Consider the following 13,188-nt stretch of genomic DNA (forward strand, 5'->3'; position numbering starts at 1 on the left):
CCTGCAGCGAGACGCGCGTGGCACCGGCGGCCAGGGCCTTGCGCAGCAGCGCGTCGACCGCGTCGAGCACGGCCTCCGACCCGCCCTCCGCGGTGTTGCCGAACGGGCCGACGTCCACGGCGTCCAGCGCGGCCGCCTCGATGACCTCACGGGCGACCAGCGCGTGCGGCGGCGCCTCGTCGAGATCGAAGGGCTCGGTCGTGAACTCCACTCTCAATCGCACCCGCTCAACCTACTGCTCGGCGTCGATTCTCCGGCAGCCCCCTCTTGACAAGCCCGGAGACCCGACGGCAATCTTCCATTAAGCAGAAGAGAACTTCCACAATACGGAATCCACTGGCCGGAGTGAACGCCGGCCGAACCTGTCGACACGGAAGGGGGCGCCGAGTCCATGACCGGTTTCGCATCGAGCACGGCCGCAGAGCAGCGCTTCAACGTCAACCTGTCGATCCTCTTCACGGAACTCCCGCTCCTGGAACGCCCCGCGGCCGCCGCGGCGGCCGGTTTCACCGCGGTCGAACTGTGGTGGCCCTGGATCGACTCCCCCACCCCGCCGCCGGCCGAACTGGACGCCCTCAAGCGGGCGATCGAGGACGCGGGCGTCCGGCTGACGGGCCTCAACTTCTACGCCGGGCGGCTCCCCGGCCCCGACCGGGGAGCGCTGTCGATCCCCGGCGAGGAGTCGGAGCGGTTCCGCGCCAACATCGACGTGGCGGCGGACTTCGCGCGGTCACTGGGCTGCGGGGCGCTCAACGCCCTGTACGGCAATCGCGTCGCGGGCGTGGACCCGGCCGAACAGGACGCGCTCGCGCTGGAGAACCTCGTCCTCGCGGCGCGGGCGGCCGACCGGATCGGCGCGGTCCTGCTGATCGAGACGCTCAACCGGCCGGAGTCCCCGGACTATCCCCTGGTGAGCGCCGCGGCCGGGGTCGCCGTCGTCGACCGGGTGAACGAGGCGACCGGCCTCGGCAACGCCAGATTCCTCATGGACCTGTACCACCTGTCCATGAACGGCGAGGACCTGCCGCGGGCGATCTCCGCGTACGCCGGGAGGACCGGCCATGTGCAGATCGCCGACAACCCCGGCCGCGGCGCGCCGGGCACCGGCACGCTCCCGCTGGACGACCTGCTCGGACAGCTGCGCGACGCCGGTTACCAGGGCTGGGTCGGCCTGGAGTACAAGCCGGGCGACCGCCCGAGCGCCGAGGCCTTCGACTGGCTGCCCGTCGAGGCCCGGGCCGCCGCCCGCTGAACGGCACCCCACCCGTACGGGGCCGCCCGGCCGTCCCGTCCGCCCCGCGGGGACACCACGGGAACGTCCGGGAAGGCCCCGGCAGAGAAGTCAGAAAGGCACCCTCATGAGCACACTCCCGAAGGTCGCGTGGATCGGGCTCGGTATCATGGGCTCCCCGATGTCGGAGAACCTGATCAAGGCCGGGTACGACGTCACCGGGTTCACCCTGGAGCAGGACAAGCTGGACCGGCTGGCCGCGGCCGGCGGCACGGCGGCGGGATCGATCGCCGAGGCCGTCCGCGACGCCGACGTGGTGATCACGATGGTGCCCGCCTCCCCCCAGGTCGAGGCCATCGCCTACGGACCCGACGGCATCCTGGAGAACGTGCGGCGCGGCGCGCTGCTCGTCGACATGTCGTCGATCACCCCGCGGACCTCCGTGGACCTCGCGCGGGCCGCCGCGGACAGGGGCGTCCGCGTCCTCGACGCGCCGGTGTCCGGAGGTGAGGCCGGAGCCGTCGAGGCGGTGCTGTCCATCATGGTCGGCGGCGAGCAGGCCGACTTCGACGCGGCCGAACCGATCTTCGAGGCGCTCGGCCGGACCATCGTGCTCTGCGGTCCGCACGGCTCGGGCCAGACCGTGAAGGCCGCCAACCAGCTGATCGTCGCCGTGAACATCCAGGCGTGCGCCGAGGCCGTGGTGTTCCTGGAGAAGTCGGGCGTGGACCTGCGGGCGGCGCTCGACGTGCTGAACGGCGGCCTGGCCGGCTCGACCGTGCTGACGCGCAAGAAGGACAACTTCCTCGGCCGCGACTTCAAGCCGGGCTTCCGTGTCGACCTGCACCACAAGGACATGGGCATCGTCACGGACGCGGCCCGCGCCGTGGGCGCCGCGCTGCCGGTCGGCACCGCGGTGGCCCAGCTGGTGGCCTCGCTGCGCGCACAGGGCGACGGCGGCCTGGACCACTCGGCCCTGCTGCGGGCCGTCGAGCGCCTCTCCGGCGCGCAGCTCTGAGACTTCCGGGCGGTGCCGCCGCCGACACCTGTCCTGTCGCGCCCAGGCGGCGGCATCGCCCGGAATCGACTTCAACAAACTGTTGACGTCCATGGACCCCAAATCCAGGCTCCACGAAGCGGTCGGTCCACATGGCGGAAGAAGGTTTCCGCCGGCCCCGCTGCCCTCTCGTACGGAAGGTCACGATGTCGAAGCGCGTGCTGACGACCGAGTCCGGCGCCCCGGTCGCCGACAACCAGAACTCCGCCACCGCAGGCGTCGGCGGCCCGCTGCTCCTCCAGGACCAGCACCTGCTGGAGAAGCTCGCCCGGTTCAACCGTGAGCGCATCCCGGAGCGTGTGGTGCACGCCCGCGGCTCGGGCGCGTACGGCCATTTCGAGGTGACCGACGACGTCACGGACTTCACCTGCGCCGACTTCCTCGGCACGGCAGGCGCCCGCACCGAGCTGTTCGTACGCTTCTCGACCGTGGCCGACAGCCTCGGCGGCGCGGACGCGGTCCGGGACCCGCGCGGCTTCGCGGTGAAGTTCTACACCGCGGAGGGCAATTACGACCTGGTCGGGAACAACACACCCGTCTTCTTCGTGCAGGACCCGGTCAAGTTCCCCGACTTCATCCACTCCCAGAAGCGCGACCCGTTCACCGGCAGGCAGGAACCCGACAACGTCTGGGACTTCTGGGCGCACTCCCCGGAGGCCACGCACCAGGTGACCTGGCTGATGGGCGACCGCGGCATCCCGGCCTCGTACCGTCACATGAACGGCTACGGCTCGCACACCTACCAGTGGACGAACGCCGCCGGGGAGGCCTTCTTCGTCAAGTACCACTTCAAGACGAACCAGGGAGTGCGCTCGCTGTCGAGCGAGCAGGCGCGGGAGCTCGCCGGCAGGGACACCGCCTCCCACCAGACGGACCTGCTGCAGGCCATCGAACGGGGTGTGCACCCGTCCTGGACGCTGTATGTGCAGATCATGCCCGCGGCGGAGGCGGCCGACTACCGCTTCAACCCCTTCGACGTCACCAAGGTGTGGCCGCACCGGGACCACCCGCTGCGCCGCGTGGGACGACTCGTCCTGGACCGCAACCCCGACGACGTCTTCGCCGAGGTCGAACAGGCCGCGTTCTCCCCGAACAACTTCGTCCCGGGCATCGGCCCCTCTCCCGACAAGATGCTCCAGGGCCGCCTGTTCGCGTACGCGGACGCCCAGCGCCACCGGCTGGGCGTGAACCACACACTGCTCGCGGTGAACGCGCCGAGGGCGACGTCCGCGCGGAACTACGGCCGCGACGGCCTCATGGCACCGGGCGGCCGGGGCCGTGCGGCGAAGAACTACGAACCCAACTCCTACGACGGCCCGGTCGAGACCGGCCGCCCGCTGTCGGCCCCGCTCGCGGTGCACGGTCACACGGGCACCCACGAGGCCCCGCTCCACACCAAGGACGACCACTTCTTCCAGGCCGGCGAGTTGTACCGGCTGATGTCGCGGGACGAGCGGTCCCGTCTCGTGGCGAACATCGCCGACGGCCTCGCGCAGGTCTCCCGGGACGACGTCGTCGAGAAGAACCTCGCCCACTTCCACGCGGCCGACCCGTCCTACGGCGACCGAGTGGCGGAGGCGGTCCGCGCCCTGCGCGAGGACTGAGCCTCCACTCCAGCCGCCCGCGGCGGCGCCGGACCCGGATGAGGGGTGGTACGGCGCCGTCCGGGCAGGACCGGGACCGCGGCGGCATGCGAGCCAGTGCGGTGGTCAGGGTCCCGGAGCTCCTTCTCGACCTGAGGGAAGGAAGCCCCGGGCCCGTCGCATCCGCCGCGGTCCCCGCCCCACCTCGCCCCGCCTCACGGGTGCGTGCGCCCTCCCACGGCCCCAGGACAACGGTGGGCCCGAGCCCCGTCCGGCGGCGCGACCGCGCTGTCACGCCCAGCCTCGCGCCGTCGGACGGACACCAGAACGCCCCCGCCGCCACCCACGCACCTCACCGGCACCGAAGCGCCGGACACGGACCCGTCGTCCGTGTCCGGCGCTCCCTGCTCGGCCGTGCCGGCGTGCGCGTCCGCCCCGCCGGCAGCAGCCTGGTGGCATGGACTATCCCAGTATCGTCGTGCACGCCCCAGGGCTGGACGGGTCGCGGCGGGTCACCGCCGGGGACGAGACGCTCGGTATCGCCTATCACCTCGACGACGTCGTCGAGATCCTGCGGCAGGCGGACCTGGACGAGATCGAGGTCGAGGAGACCGACATCATCGACTGGCAGGGCGGGGGCCCGGACGACTGGCCGGGGCTGTCGGAGCACCCGCCCGAGTGACGACCCGCACCGCGCGGCTCCCCGGTACGCCACCGGACGTACGCCGCCTACGGAACCCTCAAATCAAGCTCTGAACAACGCTCCGGAGGCTTCACCCACCCCCCGGCGAGGGCACATCCTCGGCACACGGGGCCCGCCGGCACGGGGGCGGCGGGCCCCATGACGGACGCGGGACGGGGGGGCGCCATGGGCGACGGCAGGCCGGAGGAACCGGATCCGTACACCGTCGCCCTGGTGCGGGGCGGGCCCCGCGCCGCCGTCACCGTCGCGGTGCTCGCCCTGCGGCTGCGGGGCGCCGTCGAGGCGGGCCGGCCGGGCACGATGCGGACCTCGCGGGTGACCCCGTCGAGGGAGCACCCGTCGGCGCGCACGGCGCATCCACTGGAGCGTGCGGTGCACGCGTCCCTCTACCGGCCCGCCGGCATGGGCGAGTTGCTGCGGCGGACCGCCGTGCGCAAGGCGCTCGCGGAGCTGCGGTCCGAGCCGACCCGGGCCAGGACGTTCAGGACCTTCCCTCCCGGCCCCACCCTCGGCGCCCGGCGTCTCCTGCGGCGGATCCGGGCCGAACGGCCCCTGCCCACCGGCCGGGAGGGCCTGTCGGGACACGACGTGCTCCTCGCGGTCGCCCTGTACGGCGACGCGGCCCTCACCGTCCTGGAGCCGCGCTTCGCCCCGGACGCGGGGCTGCTGGGGCGCGGCGGCACGGCCGACAAGGGGCTGCTGCCGCATTCCTGGGGCGGCGGGAGCGGCGCGAACTACACCGACGGCGGAGGCGGCTCGGACTCGGGACCCGCCTGACCGCACCCGCGGCCGGGTGGACGGACCCGCCGGCGCGTCCGGGTACCGATCACCGCGCGGACGCCCCCGGACGGACCGGCCGTGCGATGACCTGGTCGCTCAACTCCTGTTACTGCACCATGTACTGACGTTCCGTCGGGCTGAGGGCGACGGCCCCGCCTCCGGGCACGGAGGGCGGGGCCGCGGGGCCGGTGCGGGCGTCGGGCGACGCGCCGCGGGTCAGACCTTCAGCGTCCTGATCGAGGTCGGCGCGTGGGCCGGCTCGGTCGCGATCTCCTCGAACTCGACGACGTTTCCGATGTCGTTCGTCGTCGACATGGAGATGTTCGTGACCCGCTCCAGGATCGCCTCGACGACCACGGGCACCCGGAACTCCGCGGCGAGCTTCTTGGCCTGCTCGAAGGCCGCGCCCAGGTCGGCCGGATCGGTGACCCGGATCGCCTTGCAGCCGAGTCCCTCGACGACCTTGACGTGATCGACGCCGTAGACGCCGAGTTCGGGCGAGTTGACGTTCTCGAACTCCAGCTTGACCTGGAAGTCGATGTCGAACGCGCGCTGCGCCTGCCGGATGAGGCCCAGATACGAGTTGTTCACCAGGACATGGACGTACGGGATCCGGTGCTGCGCGCCGACGGCCAGTTCCTCGATCATGAACTGGAAGTCGTAGTCGCCGGAGAGGGCGACGACCTGTGCGTCCGGATCGGCCAGGGCGACCCCGAGGGCGGCCGGGACCGTCCAGCCGAGCGGGCCCGCCTGGCCGCAGTTGATCCAGTGCCGCGGCCGGTAGACGTGCAGCATCTGGGCGCCGGCGATCTGCGAGAGACCGATGGTGGAGACGTACCGGGTCTCCGGCCCGAAGGCCTTGTTCATCTCCTCGTAGACGCGCTGCGGCTTGATGGGGATGTCGTCGAAGTGCGTACGGCGCTGGAGGGTGGCCCTCTTCTCCTGCGCCGAGGCTGCCCAGTCGGAGCGGTCGGGCAGCCGGCCGGCCGCCCCGGCCTCCCGTGCCACCTCCACGAAGAGCTCCAGGGCGGCCTTCGCGTCGGAGGCGATGCCGTAGTCCGGGGCGAAGATCCGGCCGATCTGGGTGGGCTCGATGTCGACGTGCACGAAGGTGCGTCCCGCCGTGTAGACGTCCAGCCTGCCGGTGTGCCGGTTGGCCCACCGGTTGCCGATGCCGAGGACGAAGTCGGACTCCAGGAAGGTCGCGTTGCCGTAGCGGTGCGAGGTCTGCAGGCCCACCATGCCGGCGTTCAGTTCGTGGTCGTCGGGCAGTACACCCCAGCCCATGAGGGTCGGGACGACCGGAATGCCCGTCAACTCGGCGAATTCCACGAGTAGTTCACAGGCGTCGGCATTGATGACACCGCCGCCGGCGACGATCAGCGGCCGCTCCGACGCGACGAGGAGGGAGAACGCCTTCTCGATCTGGGCGCGGGTCGCCGAGGGCCGGTACGCCGGGAGGGGCTCGTACGTCTCGGGGTCGAACTCGATCTCCGTCTGCTGGACGTCGACGGGCAGGTCGATGAGGACCGGACCCGGTCGGCCCGAGCGCATCAGATGGAAGGCCTGCTGGAAGACGCCGGGGACCTGCGCGGCCTCCAGGACGGTGACGGCCATCTTGGTGACCGGCCGGGCGATCGAGGCGATGTCGACGGCCTGGAAGTCCTCCTTGTGGATCACCGCGGTCGGGGCCTGGCCCGTGACGCACAGGATCGGGATCGAGTCACCGAGGGCGGAGTACAGCCCGGTGATCATGTCGGTGCCGGCCGGTCCGGACGTGCCGACGCAGACGCCGATGTTGCCCGGGTGGGTCCGGGTGTAGCCCTCCGCCATGTGGGAGGCGCCCTCGACGTGCCGGGCGAGGGTGTGGCTGATCCCCCCGGCGGCCCGCAGGGCCGCGTAGAACGGGTTGATCGCCGCGCCGGGGACGCCGAACGCCTTGCTGACGCCCTCGCGCTTGAGGATCTCGACTGCCGCGCGGGCAGCGGTCATACGAGCCATGGAGTACTCCTGCTTCGGCTGTCGGATTCGCGCTCCGTCGCGCCCCGCGGAGAGCTGGTGGTTCCGGTGGTGATCCGTGCGTGACGTCGGTTCCGGTTCGCGTGCGGAACGGTCACCCACTCCGCATGTTTTCCGCATTACGGAAACCAACTTCTACTATCTGGAAGCAATGTAGGTGGCGGGCCGGAGAGCGTCAAGGGCGGCCGCCCGGCCCGGCCCCGGGCGGCCCGGCGGGGGACGCGCGGAGTGACGTGGCGGGAAGCGACGCAGCGGGGAGCGGCGGGGAGAGTTGCTGCGGGGAGCCGGGCGCGCGAGCGGGGGGCGGTCCGGGCGTTTCCCTGCCGGCGACCCCCTCGCTGGAGGACGATGGACGCGCTGTCCCGACGTGACGTCCTGGAGTGGGCCATGGCCGAGAGCGTGCCGGTGCGATGCCCGGCCTGCCGCCGCGAGCACCTCTTCGCCGCGTCGTCGTACCCGTGCGTGTGCGGTGTCCTCGTCACTCCCCCGCTCGACCGCCTCGCCGACCCCGTACCCGTGACGCACCGCGTCTGGGACGACGACTGGGTGACGCTGCCCTGTGACGCCTGCGGCCGCGAGGACGAGTGGCCGCACCCGGAACTCGGCTGCGGGTGCGGGACCGTGCTGCGGATCCCGGTACGAGGGGCACGGCGCGGCGGGGTACGGCAGGCGCCGACTGCCGGAGTCGCGCCGGGTGCCGGCCGGGACGAGACGCCCGTGCGCCCGTCGGACCCGCCCGGCGCCGACGAGCCGCACACCGCCGGGACGCCCGCGGCGCGCGCGGCGGTGCCGGGGCCCGCCGAGCCGACGCCGCCGGCCCCCGGCCCGCGCGCCGATCCGGCGTTCACCGGCGACGGCCGCTCCGTCACGGGCTCCGCCCCGGTGGACACATCCCCGGCCGACGGCTCCGCCCCGGTGAATCCGGCCCCCGCCGGGAACCCGGCCCCACGCACCGGCGTCTCCGCCGACGGCTCGGACGCGGACGCGGACGGCGGCATCTCCGCCGACCGCGCGGTCCCGGACGGCGGCCCGTCCGTCGACGGCCCCGCTCCGGACAGCGCCCGGCGCGGCGGCGACCAGCCCCCGAAGGCCCCGGCGGCCTCCGCTCCGGCACCCCGCCCGGCGTTCCGGCCCGTCACCATCCGCACCGCGCGGGACGCCGTGACCGCGGCCGTGCTGTATCTGCGGTGGCTCGGTCACCACGACATCCGCAGGGCCGACCAGCGACCGCCGTCGGGGATCGGACTCGCGGCCCGGGGTGTCGTGGCCCAGGTGGACCCGACGGTCCGCCCCGCCTCGCTGCGCGACGTCGAGTGCCTGTGGCTGACCGCGATGAGCGAGTCCGCGCGGTGCGTCTACTTCTCGCTGGCCGGCTACTCGGACGACGCGCGCTCCCGCGCCGACCTGCTCGGGATCCCCCTCTTCGTCCTCGACCTCACCGGCACCCCCCAACCGGTCAACGCCCCCGCGGAGGAATTCGTCGCCACCGAAGCCTGACCGGGGCTCCCGACACACCGGGAGCCCCGGCCCGCACCCTCCGGCGGGCCGGGCGGCGAGCTCAGTCGCGGTCCGCGTACGTCTCGCGCAGTTCGATCTTGCGTACCTTGCCGGACACCGTCATCGGGAAGGACTCCAGGGTCCGCAGGCGGCTGGGGATCTTGTAGTGGGCCAGCCGGCCCTCGCAGAAGGCGCGCAGGTCCGCCAGGGTCGGCGGGTCCGCCGGGTCGCGGGCGATGACGCAGGCCAGCACCTCCTCGCCGTACCGCTCGTGGGGCACCCCGACCACCTGGACGTCGGCGACCTTCGGATGGGCGTAGAGGAACTCCTCGATCTCCCGGGGGTAGATGTTCTCGCCGCCTCGGATGATCATGTCCTTGATGCGGCCGACGATCTCCACGTACCCGTCCTCGCGCATCACGGCGAGGTCGCCGGTGTGCATCCAGCGTCCGGGGTCGACGGCCTCGGCGGTCCGCTCGGGTTCGTCCCAGTAGCCGAGCATCACGCTGTAGCCCCGGGTGCAGAGCTCGCCCGCGGTCCCCCGGGGCAGGGTCACGCCGTCCACCGGGTCGACGACCTTGACCTCCAGGTGCGGCAGGACCCGGCCGACGGTGCCGGTGCGGTGCTCCAGGTCGTCGTCCCGCCGGGTCTGCAGGGAGACCGGCGAGGTCTCGGTCATGCCGTAGCAGATGGACACCTCGGCCATGTGCATCTCGGCGACCACCCGTTTCATCACCTCGACCGGGCACGGCGAGCCCGCCATGATGCCGGTGCGCAGTGAGGACAGGTCGTACGCCGCGAAGTCGGGGAGGTTCAGCTCCGCGATGAACATGGTCGGGACACCGTACAGCGAGGTGCACCGCTCCTCCTCGACCGCGCGCAGCGTCGCCACGGGGTCGAAGGACGGGGCCGGGACGACGATGCAGGCGCCGTGCGAGGTCGCCGCGAGATTGCCCATCACCATGCCGAAGCAGTGATAGAAGGGCACCGGCACGCAGACACGGTCCTGCTCGCTGTAGGCGATCGACTCACCCACGAAATAGCCGTTGTTGAGGATGTTGTGGTGGGAGAGGGTGGCTCCCTTGGGGAAGCCCGTGGTCCCCGAGGTGTACTGGATGTTGATCGGGTCGTCGCAGGACAGCCCGCTCGCCCGGGTCCCCAGCTCCGCGCGCGACTCGGCGGTGCCGCGCGCGGTCAGCGCCTCCCAGCTCGGGTCGCCGATGTAGACGGTCTCGCGCAACTGCGGGCAGTTGCGCCGCACTTGTTCGACCATCGCCCGGTAGTCGCTGGTCTTGTGGCGGAGGGAGGCGACGAGCAGCGCGATGCCGGCCTGCCGGAGGACGTACTCGACCTCGTGGGTGCGGTAGGCGGGGTTGATGTTCACCATGACCGCGCCGATGCGGGCGGTGGCGTACTGGACGAGCACCCACTCCGGGCAGTTGACCGCCCAGATGCCGACCCGGTCGCCCCGGGCGATGCCGGAGGCGACCAGTGCCGACGCCAACTCGTCGACGTCGGCGGCGAATTCGGCGTACGTCCAGCGCCTTCCGGAGGGCACGTCGACGAGCGCCTCCCGGTCCGGCCAGGCCGCCACCGTCCGGTCCAGGTTGGCCCCGATCGTGTCACCGAGCAGGGCGGTGGGGCTCGTGCCGTGCGTGTAGGAAGCGGCCTCGGTCACCGGAAGTCCTCCTCGCGGTACTCGGCGTCCGAGCCCGCGGCCGTGGCCTCGCGCAGCTCGATCCGGCGGATCTTGCCCGACACCGTCTTCGGCAGCTCGCCGAACTCCAGGCGGCGGATGCGCTTGTAGGGCGCGAGGACCGTACGCGAGTGCTCGAAGAGCACCTTGGCGAGGTCGGGGCCGGGTTCGTGGCCCGCCGCGAGCACGACGTACGCCTTCGGCACGGCGAGCCGCAGCTCGTCGGGGGCCGGGACCACGGCGGCCTCGGCCACCGCCTCGTGCTCCAGCAGCGCGCTCTCCAGCTCGAAGGGCGAGATCTTGTAGTCGGAGGCCTTGAAGACGTCGTCGGACCGGCCCACGTACGTGATGTAGCCGTCGGCGTCCCGCGCGCCGATGTCACCGGTCCGGTAGTAGCCGCCAGCCATCGCCTCCGCGGTGCGGTCCGGGTCGCCGTGGTAGCCGGTCATCAGCCCCACCGGCCCGCCCGACAGGTCGAGCGCGATCTCCCCCTCGTCCACGCCGGGCGCGCCGGAGACCGGGTCGAGGAGTTCCACGCGGAAGCCGGGGCTGGGCCGTCCCATGGACCCCGTCTTGAGCCGCTGCCCGGGGCTGTTGGAGATCTGGACGGCCGTCTCGGTCTGCCCGAACCCGTCCCGGACGGTGACGCCCCAGGCCCGCCGTACCTGTTCGATGACCTCGGGGTTGAGCGGCTCGCCCGCGGCGACGGCCTCGCGGGGCGGGGTCCGCAGCTGCGTCAGGTCGGCTTGGATGAGCATCCGCCACACGGTGGGCGGGGCGCAGAAGGTGGTGACCCCGGCCCGGTCCATCTCGGTGAGCAGCCGGCCCGCGTCGAAGCGCGTGTAGTTGTGGATGAAGACGGTGGCCTCCGCGTTCCACGGCGCGAAGAGGTTGGACCAGGCGTGCTTGGCCCAGCCCGGCGAGGAGATGTTGAGGTGCACGTCACCGGGCCTGAGCCCGATCCAGTACATCGTCGACAGATGGCCGACCGGGTAGGACGTGTGCGTGTGCTCGACGAGTTTGGGACGGGCGGTGGTGCCGGAGGTGAAGTAGAGCATCAGCGGGTCGTCCGCGTGGGTCGCCCCGTCCGGCTCGAAGGCCGCGTCGGCCGCGTAGGCCTCCTCGTACGACTGCCAGCCGGGCCGCCGACCGCCGACCGCGATCCGGGTGAAGCGGCCGGGCACCTCGTCGAACTTCCCGGTGTCCTCGGCGCGCGCGATCACGTGCCGGACCCGGCCGCGGGCGACGCGGTCGCGCAGGTCGGCCGGGCCGAGCAGGGTGGTCGCCGGGATGACGACGGCGCGCAGCTTCATCGCGGCGAGGGCCGTCTCCCACAGTTCGGCCTGGTTGCCGAGCATGACCAGGATCCGGTCCTCGGCGCGGACGCCCCGCGCGCGCAGCCAGTTCGCCACGCGGTCGGAGCGCTCGGACAGCGCGGCGAAGGAGAACTCGGCGCGGGCCCCGTCCTCCTCGACGATGTGCAGGGCTGTGCGGTCGTTGTCCCGGGCGATGACGTCGAACCAGTCGAGCGCCCAGTTGAAGGTCTCCGGGCGCGGCCATTCGAAGCCCTGGTATGCCGTCGCGTAGTCCTCCCGGTGTTCCAGCAGGAAGTCCCGCGCGGCACGGAATCGCTCCGTCGCGTCCGTCGTCACCGTCATGTGTCCTCCTCGTTGCCGGACCACCGCCTAACATCGTGTATTCCGTGTGGGAGGTATCACTACCCCCGAACGGGGGTGCGCCACGACGAGGGGGCGAACAGGTGGCAGCAGAAGCGGCCGACGCGGTGGAGATGCGCGCCGCACTGGTGCGGCTGCGCCGTGCCACGGGGCTGCCGGTCGCGTTCGGGGGCCTGGTCGAGCCCGGGCGCGCGCGGGTGCGCATCAGCGAGCTCAGCGGCACGGCGACGCCCGCGCTCAGCGCGCTCGCGGTGTCCTCGGGCAACGGGCTGGGCGGCAAGGCGGTGGCCCTCGCGCGGCCCTGCGCGGTGACGGACTACCCGGCCTCACGGCAGATCAGCCACGAGTACGACGTCGCGGTCGCCACCGAGGGGCTGTGCTCCGTGCTGGCGGTGCCCGTGGTGGTGCGCCGGCGGGTACGCGGGGTGCTGTACGGCGCGCTGCGGACGGCGCAGCCCCTCGGCGACCGCACGCTCGGCGCGGCCGTGGCGGCGGCCCGGGACGTGGAGCAGGCGCTGGTCGTACGGGACGAGGCGCGCGGCCTGCTGGCCCTCGCGCGGGAGCCCGGGCCGGTGGCGGGCGGCGCCGCGTGGGAGGAGGTGCGGGAGGCGCACGGGGCGCTGCGGGCGCTGGCCCCCCGGATCGCCGACCCGGCGCTGCGGGCCGAACTCCTCGACGTGTGCGGGCGCCTGGCCGGCGCGGCGGCTCCCGGGTCCGGCGCGCCGCAGGTCGGGCTCGCCCCGCGCGAGGTGGACGTCCTGGTCTGTGTGGCGGCCGGGGCCACCAACGGGAGCGCGGCCGAGCGGCTGGGGCTGCGGCCGGAGACGGTCAAGGGCTATCTGCGGTCGGCGATGCGTAAGCTCGGCGCCCACACGCGCTGGGAGGCGGTGATCGCGGCACGGCGGGCGGGACTGCTGCCCTAGGACGGGCTCCTTCCCGGGGCGGG

General features: G+C 72.8%; 9 protein-coding genes and 1 pseudogene. 7 read left to right on the top strand and 3 right to left on the bottom strand.

Annotation, left to right across the window (positions count from 1 at the left end):
• Window positions 1-391: 391 nt before the first annotated feature.
• From OG776_RS12125 to OG776_RS12145, 5 genes are all read left to right on the top strand, one after another.
• A complete protein-coding gene (locus OG776_RS12125) occupies window positions 392-1,252 on the top strand; it encodes a TIM barrel protein (protein ID WP_148013133.1) in 861 nt (286 codons plus the stop codon).
• A gap of 106 nt (window positions 1,253-1,358) precedes the next feature.
• Window positions 1,359-2,249, top strand: coding sequence for a 2-hydroxy-3-oxopropionate reductase (locus OG776_RS12130; protein WP_329320567.1), 891 nt, complete (start codon window positions 1,359-1,361; stop codon window positions 2,247-2,249).
• 185 nt (window positions 2,250-2,434) lie between these two features.
• Window positions 2,435-3,892, top strand: coding sequence for a catalase (locus tag OG776_RS12135; protein ID WP_329320569.1), 1,458 nt, complete (start codon window positions 2,435-2,437; stop codon window positions 3,890-3,892).
• A 436-nt stretch (window positions 3,893-4,328) separates the two neighbouring features.
• The gene (locus OG776_RS12140) at window positions 4,329-4,553 is read left to right on the top strand and encodes a hypothetical protein (RefSeq protein ID WP_148013136.1); all 225 of its coding nucleotides are present in this window, start codon (window positions 4,329-4,331) and stop codon (window positions 4,551-4,553) included.
• Between the two features lie 186 nt (window positions 4,554-4,739).
• Window positions 4,740-5,351, top strand: a complete 612-nt coding sequence (locus tag OG776_RS12145; protein WP_148013137.1) for a TIGR04222 domain-containing membrane protein — start codon at window positions 4,740-4,742, stop codon at window positions 5,349-5,351.
• A gap of 219 nt (window positions 5,352-5,570) precedes the next feature.
• Here the strand turns inward: OG776_RS12145 and gcl are convergent, their stop codons facing one another.
• Window positions 5,571-7,355, bottom strand: coding sequence for a glyoxylate carboligase (gene gcl / locus OG776_RS12150; protein ID WP_148013138.1), 1,785 nt, complete (start codon window positions 7,353-7,355; stop codon window positions 5,571-5,573).
• 1,110 nt (window positions 7,356-8,465) lie between these two features.
• Between gcl and OG776_RS12155 the strand changes: the two are divergent.
• Window positions 8,466-8,870 (top strand): annotated as a pseudogene (locus tag OG776_RS12155) (hypothetical protein); the annotation flags it as partial.
• A gap of 61 nt (window positions 8,871-8,931) precedes the next feature.
• On the opposite strand, the gene OG776_RS12160 reads toward OG776_RS12155, so the two are convergent.
• On the bottom strand, window positions 8,932-10,548 hold the full coding sequence (locus OG776_RS12160; protein ID WP_148013139.1) for an AMP-binding protein: 1,617 nt from the start codon (window positions 10,546-10,548) through the stop codon (window positions 8,932-8,934).
• The gene (locus OG776_RS12165) at window positions 10,545-12,224 is read right to left on the bottom strand and encodes an AMP-binding protein (protein ID WP_329320574.1); all 1,680 of its coding nucleotides are present in this window, start codon (window positions 12,222-12,224) and stop codon (window positions 10,545-10,547) included. The genes OG776_RS12160 and OG776_RS12165 overlap by 4 nt, the downstream gene beginning before the upstream one ends.
• Before the next feature lie 101 nt (window positions 12,225-12,325).
• Between OG776_RS12165 and OG776_RS12170 the strand changes: the two genes are divergently transcribed.
• Window positions 12,326-13,165: a helix-turn-helix transcriptional regulator gene (locus tag OG776_RS12170; RefSeq protein WP_329320577.1), complete on the top strand. Its 840-nt coding sequence runs from the start codon at window positions 12,326-12,328 to the stop codon at window positions 13,163-13,165.
• The last annotated feature ends 23 nt before the right edge of the window (window positions 13,166-13,188 follow it).

This window comes from Streptomyces sp. NBC_01689 (assembly GCF_036250675.1).
Classification (GTDB): domain Bacteria; phylum Actinomycetota; class Actinomycetes; order Streptomycetales; family Streptomycetaceae; genus Streptomyces.